The following is a 22,673-nucleotide window of genomic DNA, read 5'->3' on the forward strand; positions in this document are numbered from 1 at the left end:
GGTTACCTACGTGTTACTCACCCGTCCGCCGCTAACCTTACCCCGAAGGGTAAGATCCGCTCGACTTGCATGTATTAGGCACGCCGCCAGCGTTCGTCCTGAGCCAGGATCAAACTCTCCATAAAAGTTAGTTTGACTTGCTCAATTCGTTACTAGCTAAGATGCCGTCTTGGCCGAAGCCTGTCCGAGCATCAAATTGTTGTTTGGATTTTGACGTGATCCATTTGTTCAGTTTTCAAAGAACTTGTTCGTCACGTTTTGTCGTGACAAGATGTTATGTTATCATCTTCCGTTCCGAGTGTCAAGCTTTCGTTTTCGATTTTTTCGAACCGTTTCGGCTTGTTCATTCGTGTCTCAGAAGCGACAAGAAATAATGTACCACATCAGAAAACAAAAAACAACTTGAAGTTTTTTACAATTTAATCGACGATTGCGGCTTACATGAAAAAGGACTGTCCCTCCTATTATAGAGAGAACAGTCCCACCTATTTATTGCCCCAGCAACCGCAGAAGCTCCGCTTCGTCATCAATAACGGTTACGCCGAGGTCGCGTGCTTTGGTCAGCTTGCTGCCGGCGCTTTCGCCGGCGATAACAAAGTCCGTCTTCTTGGAGACACTTCCCGAAATTTTCGCGCCCTGCGCCTCGAGCAGCTTAGCCGCTTCATCTCGAGTCATAGTAGGCAGCGTTCCCGTCAGAACGACGGTCTTGCCGCTGAACACGCTGTCGGTCCGCACTTCCGGCGCCCTCTCCGCCTCCGCTTTCACGCCAAGAGCCCGCATGCGCGCGATGCTGTCCGCCATGATCGGATCGGCGAAGAAACCGACAATGCTCTCCGCCACGATGCCGCCGATATCCGGCAATCCGACCAGCTCTTCGGCCGTAGCGCGCATAACCGCATCCAAGTCCCTGTAGTGATCCGCTAGCATTTTGGTCGTGGCTTTGCCCGTATTCGGTATACCGAGCGCGAACAAGAACGCCGCCAAATCGCGGCTCTTCGATTTCTCAAGCGCGTCAAGAAGCTTCTGCGCCTTCTTCTCGCCGAAACGCTCCAGCTTGATTAGATCGTCGAAGCTCAGCGCATAGAGGTCGGCAGGGTCGCGCACCTCGCAATCGGCATACAGCTGCTCCGCGGTCATCACGCTGAACGATTCGATATCCATCGCATCCCGGGATGCGAAGTGCGTGATCCGACCAATGATCTGCGGACGGCAGCCGAGCTTGTTGTTGCAGAACAGATGGGCACCGCGCTGCTCCAGCTCCGTGCTGCAGGATGGACAGACCCTAGGGTAAACGATTTCCTGTCCTGGCTCGTCGTCGGCTTTGCCCAATATTTCGGGAATAACGTCATTGGATCTGCGAATCGATACCAAGGTGCCGAGAGCGTGCTTCAAGTTTTTCCGTTCGATGTCGCCAATGTTATTGAGCGTACAGTTCTGCACCGTCACGCCCGCCAGCTCGACGGCTTCGACGCGGGCGACCGGCGTTATTTTGCCCGTACGGCCTACCTCCCAGGAAACCGACTCCAGCACGGTAGTCGTCTCTTCAGCTTCGAATTTGAACGCCACGGCCCAGCGTGGGAACTTGTCGGTATATCCCAGCGCTTCTCTCGTCCTCATGTCGGTCAGCTTCACGACAGCGCCGTCGATCAAGAAATCGAACGAATCCCGGCGCGCCGCGATCTCCACAAGCTCGGCCTGCACTTCTTCGATCGTATCCGCGTACTTGACGTAAGGATTGACCTTGAAGCGATTATTCTTGAGGAATTGCTGGAGCTCGCGATGATCCCGGAAGCTTACGCCTTCCGCATAGCCGATATTATAGATAAAAGCGTCAAGCTTCCGCTCCGCCGTCACCGCCGGGTTCAAGTTGCGGAGAGCGCCGGCCGCCGCGTTGCGGGCGTTCTTGAGCGGCTCGACCGCCGTCTCGTTGTATTTGGCAAGGACGGACAAACCCATGATGCCTTCGCCTTGCACTTCAATAATTCCGCCCGTAAAAGGAATCGTCAGCGGAATCGACTTGATCGTGCGAACCTGAGCGAGAATGCCTTCGCCGACCGTGCCGTTGCCGCGCGTAGAAGCCTGGACGAGCACTCCGTTCTCGTACGTCAAATTCAAGGTTAATCCGTCGAACTTCAGCTCGATGACGTAGCTCGGGTCCGGCAGGGGCTCCTGGTTCGGATTCTTCGCGTTATAATCGGCGATGGCCCGGAGCACGCGCGCATGCCAAGCGAGCAGATCCTCTTGATCCTGCGCTTTGTCGAGACTCCATAGACGGGCCCGGTGACGATGCGGCTCGAAGCCCTTCAGCAGATCGCCTCCAACGCGAAGAGTCGGCGAATCCGGCAGCGTGACGCCCGTCTCCCGCTCCATCGCGACGAGCTCGTCGTAAAGCTTATCGTAGTCGGCGTCATTCAGCTGCGGCTGGTCCATGGTGTAATAATAGTAATTATGCTCCGTAATTAGAGCGATAAGCTCCTTCATCCGATCCATGCTTGCGTTCACGGCCAAGCCTCCCTTAATTGGTCGATCTTTCCTATCGATTATGTTCAACGCGAGCCCGTCTCATTCCTCTAGTTACAGCTTCGTGAGAGGAGCAAATTCGGAAAGAAGACGCTTGATGCCGATCGGCGCCGGGAAAGCGACCTGAAGCTCCTTGTCCTTGCCCGCTCCCTTGACGGCCACGATTGTGCCTTCGCCCCACTTGCCGTGCGCGACGCGATCGCCGACCGCGTAATCGCCTCCCGCTCCCGGGGCCCCGGCAGCAGCGCCGCTGGCAGCCGTTCCGCCTGTCAGCTTCGCGCCGCGCGAAGCATCGAACGGCGTGCTGACGCGGACGCCGCCGCCTGACGGCGAGCCGCTTCCCGTGATGCGACCCGTCCCCGCTCCGAAGCCCGTCTGGCGCGATGCCGCGCTCGAAGACGGCGCTCCGCCGGTACCGCCGGTAAACCGCGAGCCCGTCGAACGGCCGAAGCCGCCGCTGCCCCCGCTTCCGCCGATGCTCGTCGACACGCCTTCGCGTACCTCATCCGGAATTTCCTCCAGGAAGCGCGACGGCGAGTTCATGCTCGTGCGGCCGAACAAGGTGCGCATGCGCGCGCAAGTCAGATAAAGCTTCTCCTCCGCCCGCGTGATGCCGACGTAAGCGAGCCTCCGCTCTTCTTCGAGCTCTTCGTTGTCCATGAGCGCCCGGCTATGCGGAAAGACCGATTCCTCCATGCCGATGATGAAGACGATCGGGAATTCGAGGCCTTTGGCGCTGTGCATCGTCATGAGGACGACCGCATCGCCCGCTTTGTCCGCTTCTTCCTCGTCTTTGTTCATCGAGTCGATATCCGCGATCAGAGCCAAGTCCGTCAAGAACGCAACAAGAGACTTGTCTTCGTTGCGCTGCTCGAAATCCATCGTCACGGACAGGAACTCGTCAATGTTCTCGATGCGCGCTTTGGATTCGAGCGTATTCTCGCGATGCAGCTCTACCCGGTACTGGGACAACTCGAGCACCTTCTCCGTCAGCTCCGTCACGGTCAAATAATCGACCATCGAGGTCAGGTTATAAATGAGCGTATAGAATTCGCCGAGCAGCGTCCGCGTGCGGCCATTCACTTCCACATCGCCAAGATCGGAGAGGACGCGGTACACGGACGTGCCCCTGCGAGCGGCCTCCTCCTCCAGCTTGGCGACCGTCGTATCGCCGATGCCTCGCTTCGGCACGTTGATGATGCGGGCCAGGCTGATGTCGTCGTCCGGATTGGAAATCAGGCGCAGATAGGCGAGGATATCCTTGATCTCTTTGCGGTCGTAGAACTTGATGCCGCCTACGATTTGATAAGGGATATCGGATTTGATCAAAATTTCCTCGATGACCCGGGACTGCGCGTTCGTCCGGTACAAGATCGCGTGGTCGGAGTAACGGCGGCCTTTGTTTACGTTTTTGCGGATTTCCCCCGTTACGAAATACCCCTCGTCATGCTCCGAGTCCGCCTGATACAGCTTGATCATGTCGCCGGCGCCCTGCTCCGTCCACAGCTTCTTCGGCTTGCGTCCGGTGTTGCGCTTGATGACGGCGTTGGCCGCGTCGAGAATGTTCGACGTGGAGCGGTAATTCTGCTCCAACATAATGGCGCAGGCTTCGGGATAGTCGCTCTCGAAGTTCAGGATGTTCGTGATGTCCGCGCCGCGCCAGCGGTAGATCGACTGGTCGCTGTCGCCGACGACGCATATATTATGATGCTTGTCGGCCAGCATCCGGCAGATCATGTACTGGGCCCTGTTCGTATCCTGATACTCGTCGACATGGATATAACGGAATTTATTTTGATAAAACTCGAGAACCTCCGGCACTTCCTTGAACAGCTGAATCGTCTTCATGATCAGGTCGTCGAAATCGAGCGAGTTGTTGCTCTTCAGCCGCTTCTGGTACATCTCGTACACCTTCGCCACGAGCTCGTCGAAATAATCGCCGACCTTCTGTTCGAAGCTCTTCGGCGTAATGAGCTCGTTCTTCGCTCCGCTGATCGCCGCCTGAACCGCCTTCGGCTCGAACTTCTTCGTGTCGATCTTCAGATCCTTCATGCAGTTGCGGATGACGGACAGCTGATCGGACGAGTCCAGGATGGAGAAGTTGGAGGTGAAGCCGATCCGGTCGATGTCCTTCCTCAGAATGCGCACGCACATGGAGTGGAAGGTCGATACCCATATATCGCGACCTGACGGGCCGACGAGCGCGCTGACCCGGTCCTGCATCTCGCGGGATGCTTTATTGGTAAACGTGATCGCGAGGATGCTCCAAGGCGCCACTCGCTTCTTCTCGATGAGATACGCGATCCGGTGCGTCAGCACGCGCGTCTTGCCGCTGCCCGCTCCGGCCATGATCAGAAGGGGACCGTCGGTCGCCTGAACAGCCTCTCTCTGCGGCGGATTAAGCTTCTGAACCGCCTCTTCGATTCCTATATGATTGAACATGCTTTAACTCCTTTGTTCGCCATTTTGTTCGCCTATTCCCAGTTTAGACGGGCGCCCTGTAGCTGTCAATTTGGGGAAACGATTTCCTGCTTTGCCGGTGCCAAAAAAAACAAAACACCCAACGGCTTATGATGCCGTTAGGTGTTCCGTTTCATTTCATCAAAATTCCTGCCGGCCGCCGCCGCGAACCGCTTCCACCGTGGATAACGCCGCAGCCAGGTCCGTGTAGATGACGTTTCCGACAACGATGGTGTGCGCGTGCTCGGCCGCCTGACGCGCCTTGTCCGCGGAGTCGATCCCGCCGCCGTAGAACAGGCGGGCGTTCCGCACGGCACGACGGGCGCTGGCGAGGAGCGGCATATCGCCGAATCGTCCGCTATATTCGAGATAGATGACGGGCAGCCTCATCAGCCTATCCGCCATGCGGACGTAGGCGATGAGCCCCTCCTCGTCCAAAGCCGCGTTCGCCCCCGTCACCTGGGCTGCCGTGGCGTCTTCGTTCAATATAATATAGCCTTGCGCGGCCGTCTCTTCCCAAGGAACGAACGTACCGTATTCCTTCAGCCCTTCGATCTGCTTGCCTATAATCCATTCCGCCCGGTCCGTGTTCAGAACAAGCGGCACGAAATATCCGTCGAAGCCCGGCACCGCGCCATCCAAGGTCGACACCTCGAGCGCGCAGTCCACCTCGTACCGCCTTACCCTCGACATCAGATCGACCGTATTCTCGAACGTGACGCCGCTGGAGCCGCCGATTAGAATCGCGTCCGTGCCGGACATGCACAGCGCGTCCAGCGCCTCGTCGGAAATAGGTTTGTCGGGATCCAGTTTGAATACATGCCGCCATTCCGAGAACCAAGCTTCCTTCATCTCTTTTCACGCCTCACTTTTTGTGTCGCCGTTCAAGCGAAGCATGCCCCGCATGCCCGTATTCGCCATTTCTATGCTAAGACAGGCGGTGCGGCGTGTCAAATCCATCCGGCAATCGGGCTAGCCTTTCGACGCGCCGGCCGTCAGGCCTTCGATCAGAAAGCGCTGAAGAAACAGGAATAACAGAGTAACCGGCACCGCCACGAGAACCGCTCCCGCGGCGAACATCGTAAACTCCGTGGAGTTGCGCTGGCTGACCATCCGGTACAGGCCGACGGCAAGCGTTCGCTGCTCCTCCGTCCGAAGAATCAGATCGGCGAACAGGAAGTCGACGAAAGCCCCGTTGAATATCATCAAGCTGGAGTAGGTCAGCATCGGCGTAGAGAGGGGAACGATGATCGACAGGAATACCCGCAAATGATGGGCGCCGTCGATTCTGGCCGCGTCCTCCAGGCTTTGCGGAATGGTGTCGAAAAAACCTTTGGCCACGAATACGTTCGTAATAATCGCTCCGGAGCCGTAGACGAGAATAAGGGCGCCATGCGAATTCAGCATCCCCAGCGAGTTCAGCAGAATATAGATCGCGATCATAGCCATGAACCCGGGGAACATCTGCAGCACCAAAAATAGCTTGAGCGTCGTCTTCCGCCCGGCGAACCGGAACCTGGATATCGCATACGAGCCGAGCAGCAGTAGAGCGGTGCCGAGCAGCGTGGAGCCGACGGCGACCTTGAAGGTGTTCGCGAACCAGCGGATGTACTGGGTATTCTCGAACAGGTTCCGGTAATGCTCTAGCGTCAGCTCTCTCGGAATAAGGGAGTCGCTGTACAAGCTGTTGCCCGTCTTGAACGACGACATCAGAATCCATAACGCTGGGAAGAGGCTTATCGCGGTCAGGATAACGAGCACGACGTAGCTCCCCCCGAGCTTGAAGCGGTCCAGTCTCGTATTCATTGGATCATATCCTCCTCCCGGTACGATTTCGTGCGGGTATAGCTCCATATCGACAAGGAAGCGACGATCAGGAAGATCGCGATTCCGATGACCGACGCGTAGCTGAACTGCGATTGATTCAGAGCGAGCTTATACAGCCACGTAACGAGCAGATCCGTATGGCCCGCGAACTGGTAGTCGATATTGACCGGGTCGCCGTTCGTCAGCAGGTAGATCACGTTGAAGTTGTTCATATTGCCCGCGAATTGCATGATGAGAAGGGGAGCGGTCGAGAACAGCACCATCGGGAACGTGATGTGCCTCAGCTTCTGGAACGTCCCCGCTCCGTCCACTTCGGCTGCTTCGTACCAGTCCTTCGGAATCGTCGTGAGGACGCCGAACGCCAGGATCATCGTAACTGGCATGCCGATCCACATGTTGACCAGAATGACCGTCGCTTTGGCCCAGAACGGGTCCGTCAGCCACGGGATGCCCTCTATACCGAAGTAGGCCAAATACCGGTTGACCGGGCCGAATTGGTTGTTGAACATATTGCGCATGACCAGCAGCGACACCATGTTCGGGATGGCGAACGGCACGATGAGCGCCGTCCGCCAAAACCGCTTCCAGCGAAGCCTCGGCTGCGAGATCAGGATGGCGACCAGCACTCCTCCGACATAAGTCGTAACCGTCGCCAGCACCGCCCACACGATCGTCCACGAGAGGATGCCGGTGAACGTGCCGCTCCAGATATCCATGCGAAGCATGTTGACGAAATTTTGCAGCCCGACCCAGTCCAGGAGATGAGCCGGCGGAAGCACCGGGTCGGCATAATTCGTGAAAGCCAGCAAAATGGAGAACACGAGCGGCAGCACCGTAAGGAACAACACCGCCGACAACGGAATAAACAGCACGACGTATGCAAAATGCTTATAGCCCGCCTGCTTCAGCGACTCCTTGAGCCGGGGCGGCACATCTCCCCGTTCCCGCAGCATACCGGTCCGATAGGCGTCGCGGACGCAGAGGAGATAGAACGCGGCGAACAGGAACGCAAGGAACAAAGCGATCAGTCCCTCCACCATGAGGAAGATCGAGTGATCCCCTTCCATCATCACGCTCAGCTTGCCGACTTTTCGGAAGCCGCTCGGATTCGTGCCCAGCGTCAGGAGCCCTTCGATGCGTTCCGCCAATTGAAAGACGATCGCGTACCATCCGGCCGCGGCGACGGCCGCGAACGACAATCCTTTGCCAAGCTGCCGATGATAGAGCTGGCCGAGCCCGGGGAGCAGGACGGATAGCCATGCGCCTGCTATGCGATGCGCCGTCATTTGGCCGCCATGCCGTCCTTAATATTTTGCGCGATTTGATCCAGCGTCTGCTTAATGTCCAAGCTCGGGTCGTTCCAGAGGGAGACGAACGCGGATTGAAGACCGTCCCACACCAGATCGACGCCGGCAACGGACGACATCGGAACGGATTGCTCGAATTGGCGGAAGAACCCGCTCGTGATCGGATCGTTCTGAATCGACGGATCCTCTCCCGCTTCGATATTGGCCGGGATCGCGCCCGTCATCTCGTAGTTCAGCAGCTGATTCTCCTTGGAGCTGGCGAAATGGGCGAACATTCTCGCGGCGATCGGGTATTCCGAATACGCGTTGACGTAATACGATTTGACCCCGGACAGACTGATTGCAGGCTGCCCGTTCGGGAATGAGGGGAGCGGCGCCACGCCGAAATTTACTTGGTCCTTGAAAGCCGATACCGACCAAGGTCCGTCTACGTTCAGAGCTAGCTTGCCGTCCTGGAACAGCTGCGTCTTCACGTCGTAGGTGATGTCTCCCGCGTTCATCGGCAGAATCTCTTTCAGCGAGCGGAGAAATTCGAAGCCCTTCACGACGTCCCCCTTGTTGATGCCAAGGTCGTCCGGGTTGGTATTGTTGTCGCCGAACATGTAACCGCCGTAGCTCCCGATGAACGGATAGGAATAATAGCCGACAAACTCCCACATGATAGCGTATTTCGACTCGTCCGGCTTGTTATACGTCTTGGCGAACGCGATGATCTCTTCCCAGGTTTGCGGAGGCTCGGGGAACAGATCCTTGTTGTAAAACATGGCGTACGTCTCCACCGATTTCGGATAGCCATACAGGACGCCTTCGTAGCTGGAAGCCGCAACGGCGGTCTCGACGGCACTCGTCCTCGTCTCTTCTTCATAGGCGTCGTTCGGGAGCAGCAAGCCCGCTTTCACCGCCAAACCGATCTGGTCATGCGGCAGCGTCAGAATGTCGGCCGCCGTCTTGGCCGGACCGTCCGTGGCGAGACGGGCTCCTTGGTCGCCTCCCGCCACCGTCTCGACCGTGACGGGAACGCCGTAAGCCTCCTCGAACGCTTTGCCCACCTTCTCCATGTACGCGACCTGCTCCTGGGCCTCCCATACGACCAGCTTGGCGCCCTTCTCCGGAGCAAGCTCCTCGGATCCGTCATTCTCCGCGCCCGCCGAATCGGCCGGAACCGCGTTCCCGGCATTCGACGCGCCCGTACCGCTGCAAGCGCCGGCCACGACGGCCAGAAGCAGCAGCAGCGTAAGCAGCGCGATCCCCTTCGTTTTGTTTTTTTTCATCCTTGCGCACCCCTCTTCTCTAGGCTAAAAACGACATGCGGACACGACAAAAAAGAGGTACAACCTCCAAGTCGTTAGACTTATTCGAGGTTGTACCCCTTCGGGTATCATGGCCTTCAAATTGTCGTGTGACAATCCCTGATGCCGCTTTCGCAGGTTTAGTATAGATCGCCGTTTAAAGCGCTCGCAATTCCGATTTGGGGCGATTCTCGTTCGATTTTCGGAAATAATGGCCATTTATCTCCATTTCGCTCACGGAACATCTAATATTCTAAAATTTTCTAGTTCTGCTGCTGTGCGGACGAATTTACCCTCTTGCCAGGTTCAATGAAGGTCTGCTATGATGCAGCCAAGCAAACAATTCGAGGGCTACTGCTTCTCCGGCAACGCCGGATGACAACCCCGCTACTTCGCGTAGCGGGGTATTTTTTGTTCCTGCAAATTCTGACATGGGGGAATCGCAATGGAAACCAAAACCGAAAGAAGAGTACTGCTCGTAAAAGGAGATTTGATTCGCGGCTTCCGGGAAGCCGGTCTGGCCGAAGGACAGACCGTCATCGCGCATTGCGCCATGAGAAAGCTGGGCTTCGTGGTCGGCGGGGCGGAAACGGTGGTGCGGGCGCTGCTTGAGGTGCTAGGGGAAGAAGGCACGCTCGTCATGCCAAGCCAAACCTGGAAAAATCTCGATCCCTCGGAAGGCGTGCATTGGGAGGAGCCCGTCGAATGGTGGCCGGCGCTTCGCAAGCATTGGCCCGCTTACGATCCTCGGGTCACGCCGTCAATCGGCATGGGCGCCGTCGCCGAGATGCTCCGCACCTGGCCCGGCGCTTGCCGGTCGGCCCATCCCGCCCGTTCCTTCGCCGCCGTAGGCAAGCATGCCGCGGAGATTACGGCGCATCATGACCTGAGCCGGATATTCGACGACAGCTCGCCGCTCGGGAAGCTGTACGAGCTCGATGCCCGCGTGCTGCTGATCGGAGTGGGCCATGACAAAAACACGTCGCTGCACCTCGCCGAGACGAGAGCCCGCTTCGCCGGGAAACGGCATAAACGCGAGAGCAGCGCCGTTATGCGCGGCGGCGTCCGCGAATGGGTCTCCTACGAGACGCAAGCCGTGGACGACGGCGATTTCAAGGCACTTGGCGCAGCGTTCGAGCGGGAGATCCGTCTGCAGCCCTGCTTCGTTGGCGGCGCGGAAGTCCGGCTCTTGCGCCAGCGCCAGCTGGTCGACTGGGCCGTCGATTGGATGGAGCGGCATCGGAATTAGCCGTAGAGCTGCGTCCTGATGGGGGGAGGGGCACCCTGTATTGCGGTTGGCCTTATGGCTGGTTGGTCGGAGCCGGGGGACTGCTCCCCTGGGTTTTCTCCGCCGCTTGCTCCAGTCTGACCATTTCCTGCAGGTCATTCTGCGTCGGCTCCTTCAGGCGTTTAAGATAGGCAAACGCTTTGGAGGGATCGCCATCCTCCCGCGTTATGCCCTGCTCGGCCAGTCTCGCGAGCACTCTTAGCGCTCGATCATTGCCGCCTTCCTTCTCGTAGGCTACGATCGCTTCCTCGTATTTGTTTTCCAAGATGAAGCGGTCCCCCTCCAGCATGCCCTCCTCCGAGATGCGGAATAAGGGGGCGACCGCGTCCTCGTTCAGATAGTAGCCCGCGGAGCTGGACAGCTTGCGGCCATCCGCGTCATACGCGTCGACCGACCAGATGAATTCGCCGCCGGGATGCAGCTTGCCGAGGAGTCCTGATGTTAGGAGAATGACGGATCCGTCTTGTTCGTAGGACTTGTCCGAGCTCCCGTTGTATTCGACCGGTCCTCCTATGGAGTAGCTTGCGGTGGGGGTTTCATACTTCCGATCGGACAGCTGAGTGGTTACCCCGCCGGCGTATTTTCCATTTTCGTCGCGAAATGGCGTCGTAACGGACAGCTTGTAATAAGCCGCGCCCTCGTAAGGCTCCCAACGGAACGTGATTTCTTCTCCTTCGATGAGTTCATGCCGAGTAGGAGCTAAGACCTTAATCTGCGGCTGGAAGTCGATATCGTGGGATGCGGTCGTTCCGTCCCTTACCTCGAAGGTTTTGCTCGGCTGCTCAGCCAGGACGTAGCCTGCAATCTGCTCTGGTAGCAAGCCGGCTCCGGCTTCATAGCGGTTAGGCTCCAGATCATAAAAGCGATACGTTCCTTCAGCGTCCGTAATCGCCATCGGATACTCGTTGAACGGCTGCGAATGATAACCAGAGCTGTCCGCTTCGTGCAGGAATACGAAGGCATCGGGCACCGGCTTGCCGCCGATCCGAAGCACCCCTTCAACAGAAGGTACCGAATCCGATCGCTTGTAACGCGAATCCAAGACAGCAAGAAAGGCCTTTTGCTCTCCCGCCCAGTTACTCTCGCTTCCTTCCGATATGACGAAATCCCGGAGCAGTGCTTCCGCTTTGTCCCATTGCTTGGTCCAGAAGTACAGCTTAGCCAATCGAAAACGCACATCGGCTGTCATCTCACCGGAGCCGAATTGATCCAGCAATTGCTCCAGCTTCTCCGCGGCCGCTTCCTTCTGCTTGGCTGACACCGTTTGGCCGCTGCTCGAAGTCCCCCACCCCGAAGGAGATATAAAAAAATAATTTTCGCTGTCGAGTCCCGTATTCTCAAAATACTCATACGCCATCTCGTTAGCCGCCGGCTTGGCATATTCGCTGTTCGGGAACCACTGGAGCACCGCTTCCGGGAAGCCGTTGTAATAAAGCAACGAAGGCAGCTGTTGATATCCGAACCAGCACAGCAGGATAGCCGTCACGATCATGCCGGCCAAAGCTCTCACCGTGATGCGCATTAGCGATCCCCCTCCCTCTTGAGCTGGGATTCGTAGAAGACCCCTGCCGCGGAGACGACGATTTTCTCTTCATTCGGCCGTTCTGCGATAGCGGTCTCCCCCTGCAGGGACACCGCGTGCCGCCAGCCGGCGACTGGGATGGCCGCGATGAGAATAAGGGCGAAGGCGATGACCGGCAAGGGTATGACGATTTCTTTTTTCCAGAAGGAGCGTCCAGGTTCGAGGCTTTCGAGGACGTTCTGTTTCAGCTTCCCGCTGAACACCACGTGTTCCAGCTCCGTCCGCAGCTCATTCCTAATTTGCTCATCCTCCTTGAATCGTTCGTTCATGCTCCCAACCCCCATCCTCCAAATGTTGTTTCAGCTGGCCTCTGGCCCGCTTCAGCCTGCTCTTCACCGTGCCTTCCGGCTCTCCCAGCAACCCGGCGATGTCCGAGGTCCGCATGTCCTGAAAATAATGCAGCACGATGACCTCCCTGTATTTGTAAGGCAGCTTGCCGATCTCGTCGCGAAGCGTCATACGGTTGACCCACTCCGTCGAGCCCGGACTGACTGCCGGTAGCGGATGGAGCGCTTCATGTTCCGCGGCTTCATCCGACAGATTGAACAACAGCCGCTTCCAAGCCGCTCGTCGCATCCTCCCCCTGCACAGATGAATGGCCGTCCGAAGCAGCCACCCGCGCAAGGAGCCATCCCCGCGAAACTGATGGATTCGCCGGCACGCTAGGAGGAACGTCTCCTGCGCGACATCCTCGGCCCATTGCCGGTCCTTCAGCAGAAGGACGGCCGTCCGCAAAATATCGCTACCGTAACGGTCCATTAACAACCCGGCCGCCTCCGCTTCACCTTGCCGAAGTCCCTCCAAAATCCGCGACTCCTCATCCATGCCTTCACCTGCCTTTTGCTCCCATTACGCTCTCTATCTATAACGATGCCTCCAGCCGCACGTTTGGTTGCAGCAACGCAAAAAAAGACCGTCTCAAGATGAGACAGTCTCTTCGTTCGCGTTGCGCCGGGCTGAGTGCACCCGCCTGGGCGGTGCGCTACTTCACCAGCTGGCCGCGCGTGACGCCCAGCTGGTTCGTCGCCTTCAGGCTGCGCCAGACTTGCGTGCCGCTGATCCGGCCGTCCAGGGCGTCGCGGTAGAGCGACAGCACCTCGCCGACCTTATCGCCGGACTCCTCCAGGAACTCGACGCGGAAGTGCGATACGCCAAGCTCGATGAAGTTTTTGATATATTCCGCGCCGGATTGCTCGATCGCGTTATAGACCGTATTGCGGCAGCCTTCGTCCACTCGTACGGGATGGGACATGCCGATCCGGTCCTGCAGCGACGCGCGGGACTCCTCGCACGGACGCCCGCAGTTCGTATAGTTGGTGCCTTCGCTCATGAACGTGCAGTACACGCAGTGCTCCGTATGGAACATCGGCAGATGCTGATGGATAACAACCTCCAGCTTCGACGTGTCCGAGCGCTCGAGCAGATCGACCATCTGCTGGATGTTCAGATCGTACGACGGCGTAATCAGGTCGACGCCCACTTCGGAGAACAGCTTGACCGCTTTATGATTTGCCACGTTGAGCGAGAAGTCGCCGATGAGCTTAGGGAACGGCTGCCCCGGATTGGCGGCGCGGGCGCGCAGGTAATAGTAGAGCGCTCCCGTGTTCCGCACAAGCACGGCATCCGGCTTCAGCTTCAGAATGTTCGCGTGGTAGCCGTTCTCGCCCGGCATGTGGATCCTAGGCGTAGCCAGCGCGATCGGCACGCCGGCTTTGCGGCAGGCCTCCACGGCAGCCGGGAACTGCTTGATGAATTCGAAGTCGGCGTAGATATAGGACACGCCGCCGTAACGAATCGCCGCTTCCACCTGCTCGAGGCTCCGGCAGAGCGCCGTCAGCTGGGCATCCTTGCCGCTGCGCTTCGCCATCAGCTCCGCCCGGTTATTCTGATGCGCGTCCGCGAACGCGTCGACTTCATGCTTGATATACTTCGGCGGCTTCGGACGCTCGCCCGCCAGCTGCTCAACCGCTTCGCGGCGCATCCGGTTCAGCTCGCGAACCGGCACGATGAGGTCGCCTTGCAGATGCACGTCGATCTTGTCCAGCTGATAGACCGTGCCGCCGAGACGGCCCAGCTGATCCGCCAACAGTGCTTCGTCCATCGGACGCTTCTGCGCCGCTTCGAGCGGCATCTCGGAAACGACTTCAACCGTCGTGCCTTTCTGCACATCCGTCCACACGGTACGAAGCGGCTCGCCGACGACGCCCGTCACGCGAACGTGAAGCGGAAATACGCGGTACGGCTTCTCCGTCTCGAACGTCGCGCGCAGTCGCTTATCAAGCGCCGGATCGCTGGTCTTCCAGACGCGGTCGCCCACATGCACCTTGCGCAGATCGACGTCGTTGCGGCCTGGCACCAGCTCGATCAAAGCGCCCTCCGGCGCTTCGCCCTCGAGCTTCACGCCTTGGCGACGCACGTCATAGACGCGTCCGCCTTCTTCCTTCTTCGTCGGATCGCCGGCGTCGAACACGATGCCGTCGCCGCGTTTCACCGGCGCATCGAGACGCACCGTCACCGCGTCGCGCATGACGCGCTCCACTCGCCCCAGATAGACGCCGCGGCTTTTCGGGAAGGTGCCTTCGACCAGTTCTTTGTTGTTCGTTCCTTGCAGGAAGCCATGCGTAAACCCGCGCGAGAAGCTTTGCTGCAGCTCCCGCACTTCCTCCTTGGAAGGCTTCGAACGGTCGCCGTCGAAATATTTGTCGATCGCCGCACGGTATTTGCTCACGACGTTCGCCACGTATTCCGGGCTCTTCAGCCGGCCCTCGATCTTGAACGAAGTGACGCCCGCTTCGATCAGCTCCGGCACGATATCGATGGCCGCCAGATCCTTCGGCGACAGCAAATACGCGATATCGCCCATCGGCTTATGCTCCCCGTCCACCATCAGGTCGTAGGGCAGCCTGCAGGCCTGCGCGCATTCGCCTCGGTTGGCGGAGCGGCCGCCCCACATCTCGGAGGTGAGACATTGGCCCGAGTAGGAAACGCACAGCGCGCCATGCACGAACACTTCCATCGGAAGCTTCGCTTGTTCGCCGATCGTCTTGATTTGCTTCAGATTGTTTTCGCGGCCCAGCACCACTCGTTCCATATCGTAAGGCTTCGTGAACTCGACAGCCTCGGGCGACGTGATCGTCATCTGCGTCGAGCCGTGAATCGGGAAGTCCGGCGACAGCTCGCGAATCAGCTTCACGAGACCCAAATCCTGCACGATCACCGCATCCACCCCGGCGTCGATACACATCTCGATCAGCTTCTGCGCGTCTCGCAATTCGTCTTCGAATACGAGAATGTTGAACGTCAGAAAGCCCTTCACGCCATAGGTGTGGAGGAACGCCATAATTTCCGGCAGCTCTTCGCTGCGGAAATTGTTCGCGCGGGCCCGCGCATTGAATTTCTCCACGCCAAAAAATATCGCGTCCGCGCCGTTCGCAACGGCAGCGCGCATGCAATCCCAATCGCCGGCCGGAGCCAGCAATTCAATATCCGATCTTGTCAATTCGTTTGTATTCATCTATGAATTATCCTCTCATCGCGAGGCGTAAGGCGCCCGCGCTATATCCGTATTGCCTCTACTAGTTTATCAAACGGGGCGGGCTGAATCCACCAAACATTACTGGCAGCGGCAAGTCCTTATCAGTTTTGCCGAGTTATTATGTTATTTTGCCAAAATGAGGTTGCACACATCTGTTGCACAGCGGGAAATGATATACTAGTGCTGACTTTGAAAATTCAATCCAAACACTTGGATTCAGGAGGTTAAGCGTTTATGAAATTAGGCGTATTCAGCGTATTGTTCTCGCAGAAACCATTGGAGGAAGCACTCGACTATATCGCTTCCAAAGGCCTTGAAGCCGTAGAAATCGGCACAGGCGGCTATCCCGGCAACGCGCATTGCGACCCGGACGTTCTCCTTGCCGATGCCGGCAAACTGAAAGCGTTTAAGCAGGCGGTAGAATCGCGCGGACTGATTATCAGCGCACTGAGCTGCCACGCCAACCCGCTGCACCCGCAGAAGGCACTTGCCGCTCCGGACGACGCGATCATCCGCAAGACGATCGAGCTTGCGAATCGTCTCGAAGTCGAAGTCGTGAACACGTTCTCCGGCTGCCCGGGCGATCATGAGGACGCCAAATATCCGAACTGGCCGGTGGCTCCTTGGCCGAACGATTTCCAAGACATCCTGAAATGGCAATGGGAGCAAAAAGTTATTCCATATTGGTCCGAGATCGGCGGCATCGCCGAAAAAGCAGGCGTGAAAATCGGCCTCGAGCTGCATGGCGGCTTCTCCGTACACAGCCCGGCGACTCTGCTCCGTCTTCGCGAAGCAGCCGGCAACGCGATCGGCGCGAATCTTGATCCAAGCCACATGTGGTGGCAAGGCATCGATCCGGTACAAGCGGTACATATCCTGGGCCGCGCCGGAGCGATCCATCACTTCCATGCCAAAGACACGACGATCGATCCGATCAACGTCAACCGTCACGGCGTAACCGACATGCAATCGTATTCGCTCATGCTGGACCGCGCTTGGCAGTTCCGAACCGTCGGATTCGGCCATGACCTCAAAGTATGGGCCGACATCATCAGCGCTCTTCGCCTCGTAGGCTACGACTACGTCGTGAGCATCGAGCACGAGGACGGTCTGATGTCCGTCGACGAAGGCTTCACCAAAGCCGTACAAAACCTGCAGCAAGTCCTGATCCGCGAGCCGCTCGGCGAGATGTGGTGGGTATAAGCCAAGGGTAAAATAAAAGCACCGCCGGACTCCGGCGGTGCTTCTTATTGGGCTTTGTTTAGCCTTTTACGCGATACAGTCCTACTTCGAAAAGCATCACGTAATCGATGAACAGGAACAATCCGAGCGCTACAGCCGTAAAGGCGATAGCGAACAGGTTTTTTCTAGGACGAGCCATCAGCAGACGGACAAATCCGATCGCAATGATTACCGTCAGAGCCAGCATAAAAAAGTCGAACGGTTCGTAGCCTTTGACAACCTCTGTCGCTTCTTCCGCCAAAAACATAAGGGACCTCCTTTAGTCACACGTAACCTAATATTACTCTATGTTAGCTTTTAGACGCTTTTGATGCAAGCCTCAAACCGTTTTCGTAACAAGTTTGTCACGATTTTGGCGGCTCTTATTCGGGCTTGCCTCTTCATCCCCGCTTCTCTTCCGCATTCCTTAAAATGTCCAACTCTTCCCTGAACTATAACTTTGTCTCCATTCCCTTCAAGGCGTCTTACCCGTCTTGTCCATTTTCACATATATGTCCGGGAATGGAACAACATAAAACCTGCCTATTATCGCCATTTTCAGCAATAGGCAGGTTTTATGTTTTAACGCATTTCACACAACAAGATATAAGAGATTCAGCTATTCGGAGACACCCGCGCCTACATGCTCCTTGTTCTTGTAGCGCTCGACCGTACGTTCGCGATCTCTGTCCATAATAGGCTTTAGGTAACGGCCGGTGTAGGACTGCTCCACCTTCACCACTTGCTCCGGCGTGCCGGTCGCTACGATCGTTCCGCCCCCGTTGCCGCCTTCAGGCCCTAGGTCGATCAAATAATCCGCCGTCTTGATGACGTCCAGGTTATGCTCGATGACCAGCACCGATTCGCCCGAATCGACCAGACGATGGAGGACCGTCAGCAGGCGATCAATATCGTGCACATGAAGCCCCGTTGTCGGTTCGTCGAGAATATACAAGGTTTTGCCGGTACTGCGTCTGTACAGCTCCGCCGCCAGCTTCACGCGCTGCGCTTCGCCGCCGGACAAGGTCGTTGCGGGCTGGCCAAGCTTCATGTAACCAAGACCGACATCCAGAAGCGTCTTCACCTTACGGTGGATGCGCGGATGATTCTCGAAGAAGACGCAGCCGTCCTCGATGGTCATCTCCAGCACTTCGGCAATATTTTTGCCCTTGTATTTCACCTCGAGCGTCTCGCGGTTGTAACGCGCGCCTTTGCAAATTTCGCAAGGGACATATACGTCCGGTAAGAAATGCATCTCGATCTTGATGATGCCGTCTCCGCGGCAAGCTTCGCAGCGGCCGCCCTTCACGTTGAAGCTGAAGCGGCCTTTCTTGTAGCCGCGCACCTTGGATTCGTTCGTGCTGGCGTACAAATCGCGGATGTCGTCGAAGACGCCCGTATACGTTGCCGGGTTGGAACGCGGCGTGCGTCCGATCGGCGATTGGTCGATATCGATGACCTTCTCCAAATGCTCAAGCCCGCGGAATTCCTTGTACTGCCCGGGACGGACCTTCGCTTTGTTCAAGTCGCGCGCAAGCGTCTTGTACAGAATCTCATTGACGAACGTCGACTTGCCGGAGCCGGACACGCCGGTTACGGCGGTGAATACGCCAAGCGGAATCTTCACGTTCACATTGCGCAGGTTGTTCTCCTTCGCGCCGCGGACCTCGATCCACTTGTCGCCCGTTGCTCTGCGCTGGAGCGGAACCTCGATGAACTTGCGGCCGCTGAGGTACTGGCCGGTCAGGGAATTCTCGTCGTCCATGACCTCCTTCGGCGTACCCTGCGAAATGATCTGTCCGCCGTGGATGCCCGCTCCGGGACCGATATCGATAATGTAATCGGCTGCCAGCATCGTATCTTCGTCATGCTCGACGACGATAAGCGTGTTGCCCAGATTGCGCATATGCTCGAGCGTCTGTATGAGCCGGTCGTTATCCCGTTGGTGGAGCCCGATGCTCGGTTCGTCCAGGATGTAGAGAACGCCCATTAAGCTGGAGCCAATCTGCGTTGCCAAGCGAATCCGCTGCGCTTCGCCGCCGGACAACGTCCCGGCCGCGCGGCTCAGCGTCAAATATTCGAGTCCGACATTAACCAGGAAGCCGAGCCGGCTGTTGATTTCCTTCAAAATCAAATGCGCGATCGTCTGCTCCTTATCCGTGAGCGACAGGCTGTCGAAATAACGCTGTGCTTCCCCGATGGACAGGTTCGTGACGTGAGCGATGTTCTGCGTGCCGATCGTAACGGCCAGCGTCTCCTTGCGCAGGCGCTGCCCCTTACAGCTGGCGCAAGGCTTCGCGCTCATGTATCCTTCGATATGCTCGCGCATTGCTTCGGAAGGCGTATCGCGATAGCGGCGCTCGAGATTGTTAACGATGCCTTCGAACGGCACGAAGGCTTCCTTGCGATGGCCGAAATCATTCTCGTAGATAAACCGTACTTTCTCCCCGCCTGTGCCGTACAGCAGCTTCTTCATCTGCTCCGCCGGAATATCCGATACCGGGACATTCTGCGGAATCCCATAATGAACGCAAACCGCGCTTAGAAATTGCGGATAGTAATTCGACGTGCTACCCGCCCATGCAAGGAATGCTCCTTCTTCGATCGTCTTGCTTGCATCCGGCACAAGCAGATCCGGATCGACGATCATCTTCGCCCCCAGTCCGTCGCATTCCGGGCAAGCTCCGTACGGGCTGTTGAAGGAGAACATCCTCGGCGCAAGCTCGTCGATGCTGAAGCCGCACTCAGGACATGCCAGATTGGAGCTGAACAGCAGCTCCTCCTGCTCCATGACGTCGACAAGCACCCGTCCTTCCGCAAGCTTAAGGGCCGTCTCCAGAGAGTCCGCCAGCCGCGCGTGAATGTCCGGCTTCACGACGATCCGGTCCACGACTACTTCGATGGTATGCTTCTTGTTCTTCTCAAGCTCGATCTTCTCGCTGAGCTCTCTCAGCTCCCCGTTAACGCGGACGCGGACGAAGCCTTGCTTCTGAATATCCGTGAACAGCTTCGCATGCTCGCCTTTGCGGCCGGTGACGAGGGGCGCCAGGATTTGAAGCTTCGTACGCTCCGGGTACTCCATAATTCGATCGACCATCTGCTGTACGGTCTGCGAAGTGATCTCGATGCCGTGATCCGGGCAATGCGGCCGGCCGATTCTCGCGAACAATAGCCTCAGATAATCGTAGATTTCCGTAACCGTGCCGACCGTCGAACGCGGATTGCGGCTGGTCGTCTTCTGGTCGATGGAGATCGCCGGGGACAAGCCGTCGATCGAGTCCACATCGGGCTTCTCCATCTGGCCAAGGAACTGGCGCGCGTAGGCGCTGAGCGACTCGACGTAGCGGCGCTGGCCCTCCGCGTAGATCGTGTCGAAGGCAAGCGATGACTTGCCGGAGCCGCTAAGTCCCGTCAATACGACGAACTTGTCGCGCGGGATCGTCACGTCTATATTTTTTAAATTGTGGGCGCGGGCGCCCTTCACTACGATCTTGTCACTAGCCACTGGTTTCTCCTCCTGCTATCCCATCTCGGCGCGAAGCTCGAGCAGAGCGTCGCGCAGCTCGGCCGCGCGTTCGAACTGCAAACTCTTCGCCGCTTCTTTCATTTCGCTCTCCAGCCGCTCGATAAGCGACTGGCGTTCCTTCTTCGTCATCTTGTCCGGACTTGCGCCCGTCAAGTAATCCGCCTTCTGCTCCGCCACCTTCGTCGCTTCGATGACATCGTGAACCCGTTTGCGGATCGTCTGCGGTTGGATGCCGTGCTTCTCGTTGAAGGCTATCTGAATCGCGCGGCGGCGCTCCGTCTCCTTGATCGCGCGGTCCATCGAATCCGTCATTTTGTCGGCAAACATAATAACCCGGCCTTCGGAGTTCCGCGCGGCCCGGCCTATCGTCTGGATAAGCGAGCGGTCCGAACGCAGGAAGCCTTCTTTGTCCGCGTCCAGAATCGCCACCAGCGACACCTCAGGCAAGTCGAGACCTTCCCGGAGCAGGTTGATGCCCACGAGCACATGGAAGACGCCGAGGCGCAAATCGCGCAGAATCGCCAGACGCTCCAGCGTCTTGATATCGGAGTGCAAATAGCGGACCTTAATGCCGACTTCCTTCAAGTAGTCGGTCAGGTCTTCCGCCATCTTCTTCGTCAGCGTCGTGACCAGCACGCGCTCGTCCTTGGCGATCCGTTCGCGGATTTCTTCGAGAAGATTGTCGATCTGTCCTTTGGTCGGACGGATATCGATAATCGGATCCAGCAATCCCGTCGGACGAATGATCTGCTCCGTCATGGTCGGACAATGCTCCAGCTCGTACGGGCCTGGCGTCGCGGATACGTAGATCAGCTGCTTCGTCTTCTCCTCGAACTCCTCGAATCGCAGCGGCCGGTTGTCCATCGCCGACGGCAGGCGGAAGCCGTGATTAACGAGCATCTCCTTCCGCGCGCGGTCGCCGTTGAACATCGCCCGGATCTGAGGCAGCGACACGTGGGACTCGTCGATGACGACGAGCATATCTTCCGGAAAATAGTCGAGCAGCGTATATGGCGTTGCTCCACGCTCCCGGAACGTCAGCGGACCGGAGTAGTTCTCGATGCCCGAGCAGAAGCCCATCTCGGCCATCATCTCTAGGTCATAGCGGGTTCTCTGCTCCAGCCGTTGCGCTTCTAGAAGCTTGCCGGCTTCGCGCAGCTCGGCGAGGCGTTCTTCCAGCTCCCGTTCGATATTCACGAGGGCGAGCTTCATGGTCTCTTCGCGGGTCACGAAGTGGGACGCCGGGAAGATCGCGGCATGCTCCCGTTCCCCGACGATCTCTCCCGTCAGGACGTCGATCTCCGAAATCCTCTCGATCTCGTCGCCGAACAATTCCACCCGAATCGCCCGTTCGTTATTGGCGACAGGGAAGATCTCCACGATATCCCCGCGCACCCGGAACGTCCCCCGCGTGAAGCTGATATCGTTCCTCGCGTACTGGATGTCGACCAGCTTGTGCAGAATCGCGTCGCGCGACTTCTCCATGCCAACCCGCAGGGACAGCACCATGCTGCCGTATTCGGATGGCGAACCCAAGCCGTAAATACACGATACGCTGGCTACGATGATCACATCGCGCCTGTCGAACAGCGCGCTCGTGGCGGAGTGCCGGAGCTTGTCGATCTCGTCGTTAATACTGGAATCCTTCTCGATGAATGTGTCGGTGGATGGGATGTAGGCTTCCGGCTGATAGTAGTCGTAGTAGCTGACGAAATACTCAACCGCGTTATCGGGGAAGAAGGTCTTAAACTCGCTGCACAGCTGCGCGGCGAGCGTCTTGTTGTGGGCAATGACAAGCGTGGGCCGGTTCAACTCCGCTATCGCGTTCGCGATTGTGTACGTCTTGCCCGTTCCCGTCGCCCCGAGCAGAGTCTGATGCCGCTTCCCTGCCAGCACGCCATCCACGAGCTCCCGAATCGCTTTCGGTTGGTCGCCCTGCGGCTTATATTCGGATTTCAGCTGGAACACATTGTCGTCCTTGGTCCCTGTTTGGGGTTCACTCACGGCTTGACCTCCTCGTCCGCACTCTCTTCTCAATCAGTATGGTCGGATTCTATTAAAATATATCCATTCGAAATAGGTTATATAAGAATATGTGTTCCCATTCATTATAGCGTT

The 22,673-nt window shown here is 57.5% G+C and carries 15 protein-coding genes and 1 rRNA gene; 2 read left to right on the forward strand and 14 right to left on the reverse strand.

The genetic code is table 11. From position 1 onward, the window contains the following. From NQZ67_RS22585 to NQZ67_RS22615, 7 genes are all read right to left on the reverse strand, one after another. Positions 1–125: ribosomal RNA gene (locus tag NQZ67_RS22585) — 16S ribosomal RNA — on the reverse strand; the annotation flags it as partial. A gap of 364 nt (positions 126–489) precedes the next feature. Beyond that, positions 490–2,490, reverse strand: a complete 2,001-nt coding sequence (gene ligA / locus NQZ67_RS22590) for an NAD-dependent DNA ligase LigA (RefSeq protein ID WP_257450595.1) — start codon at positions 2,488–2,490, stop codon at positions 490–492. An 84-nt stretch (positions 2,491–2,574) separates the two neighbouring features. After that, on the reverse strand, positions 2,575–4,962 hold the full coding sequence (pcrA, locus tag NQZ67_RS22595; protein WP_257450371.1) for a DNA helicase PcrA: 2,388 nt from the start codon (positions 4,960–4,962) through the stop codon (positions 2,575–2,577). Between the two features lie 159 nt (positions 4,963–5,121). Next, the gene (pcrB, locus tag NQZ67_RS22600) at positions 5,122–5,832 is read right to left on the reverse strand and encodes a heptaprenylglyceryl phosphate synthase (RefSeq protein WP_257450373.1); all 711 of its coding nucleotides are present in this window, start codon (positions 5,830–5,832) and stop codon (positions 5,122–5,124) included. 120 nt (positions 5,833–5,952) lie between these two features. After that, positions 5,953–6,786 (reverse strand): sugar ABC transporter permease, encoded by an 834-nt coding sequence (locus NQZ67_RS22605; protein WP_257450376.1) that lies wholly within the window; start codon positions 6,784–6,786, stop codon positions 5,953–5,955. Then, positions 6,783–8,093: a carbohydrate ABC transporter permease gene (locus NQZ67_RS22610; protein WP_257450379.1), complete on the reverse strand. Its 1,311-nt coding sequence runs from the start codon at positions 8,091–8,093 to the stop codon at positions 6,783–6,785. The genes NQZ67_RS22605 and NQZ67_RS22610 overlap by 4 nt, the downstream gene beginning before the upstream one ends. Then, complete coding sequence (locus NQZ67_RS22615) at positions 8,090–9,385, reverse strand: sugar ABC transporter substrate-binding protein (RefSeq protein WP_257450381.1); 1,296 nt, start codon at positions 9,383–9,385, stop codon at positions 8,090–8,092. The genes NQZ67_RS22610 and NQZ67_RS22615 overlap by 4 nt, the downstream gene beginning before the upstream one ends. Before the next feature lie 463 nt (positions 9,386–9,848). Here NQZ67_RS22615 and NQZ67_RS22620 point away from each other — a divergent pair, with 463 nt between their 5' ends. Then, positions 9,849–10,652, forward strand: coding sequence for an AAC(3) family N-acetyltransferase (locus NQZ67_RS22620; RefSeq protein ID WP_257450383.1), 804 nt, complete (start codon positions 9,849–9,851; stop codon positions 10,650–10,652). Positions 10,653–10,704: 52 nt separating this feature from the next. Here NQZ67_RS22620 and NQZ67_RS22625 read toward each other — a convergent pair whose 3' ends face one another. The 4 genes from NQZ67_RS22625 to NQZ67_RS22640 all read right to left on the reverse strand — a co-directional run bounded on the left by NQZ67_RS22625 (position 10,705) and on the right by NQZ67_RS22640 (position 15,787). Then, complete coding sequence (locus NQZ67_RS22625) at positions 10,705–12,213, reverse strand: tetratricopeptide repeat protein (protein WP_257450384.1); 1,509 nt, start codon at positions 12,211–12,213, stop codon at positions 10,705–10,707. Beyond that, positions 12,213–12,542, reverse strand: a complete 330-nt coding sequence (locus tag NQZ67_RS22630; protein WP_257450386.1) for a hypothetical protein — start codon at positions 12,540–12,542, stop codon at positions 12,213–12,215. Before NQZ67_RS22630 ends, NQZ67_RS22625 begins: the two co-directional genes overlap by 1 nt. Continuing rightward, on the reverse strand, positions 12,517–13,098 hold the full coding sequence (locus tag NQZ67_RS22635; protein ID WP_257450389.1) for an RNA polymerase sigma factor: 582 nt from the start codon (positions 13,096–13,098) through the stop codon (positions 12,517–12,519). Before NQZ67_RS22635 ends, NQZ67_RS22630 begins: the two co-directional genes overlap by 26 nt. A 157-nt stretch (positions 13,099–13,255) precedes the next feature. Continuing rightward, positions 13,256–15,787, reverse strand: a complete 2,532-nt coding sequence (locus tag NQZ67_RS22640; RefSeq protein ID WP_257450391.1) for a U32 family peptidase — start codon at positions 15,785–15,787, stop codon at positions 13,256–13,258. A gap of 255 nt (positions 15,788–16,042) precedes the next feature. Between NQZ67_RS22640 and NQZ67_RS22645 the strand changes: the two genes are divergently transcribed. Beyond that, positions 16,043–17,011, forward strand: coding sequence for a sugar phosphate isomerase/epimerase family protein (locus NQZ67_RS22645; protein ID WP_257450393.1), 969 nt, complete (start codon positions 16,043–16,045; stop codon positions 17,009–17,011). A gap of 58 nt (positions 17,012–17,069) precedes the next feature. Here the strand turns inward: NQZ67_RS22645 and NQZ67_RS22650 are convergent, their stop codons facing one another. The 3 genes from NQZ67_RS22650 to uvrB all read right to left on the reverse strand — a co-directional run bounded on the left by NQZ67_RS22650 (position 17,070) and on the right by uvrB (position 22,559). After that, entirely contained in the window at positions 17,070–17,297 is a 228-nt protein-coding gene (locus NQZ67_RS22650; RefSeq protein WP_257450395.1) for a hypothetical protein, read from the reverse strand. A 351-nt stretch (positions 17,298–17,648) separates the two neighbouring features. Then, positions 17,649–20,534: an excinuclease ABC subunit UvrA gene (uvrA, locus tag NQZ67_RS22655; RefSeq protein WP_257450397.1), complete on the reverse strand. Its 2,886-nt coding sequence runs from the start codon at positions 20,532–20,534 to the stop codon at positions 17,649–17,651. A 15-nt stretch (positions 20,535–20,549) separates the two neighbouring features. After that, positions 20,550–22,559 carry an excinuclease ABC subunit UvrB gene (gene uvrB, locus NQZ67_RS22660; RefSeq protein ID WP_371825347.1) on the reverse strand — a complete coding sequence of 670 codons (2,010 nt, stop codon included), beginning with the start codon at positions 22,557–22,559 and terminating at the stop codon, positions 20,550–20,552. Positions 22,560–22,673: the final 114 nt, after the last annotated feature.

It is taken from the genome of Paenibacillus soyae (genome assembly GCF_024623455.1).
Taxonomy (GTDB): Bacteria; Bacillota; Bacilli; order Paenibacillales; family Paenibacillaceae; genus Pristimantibacillus; species Pristimantibacillus soyae.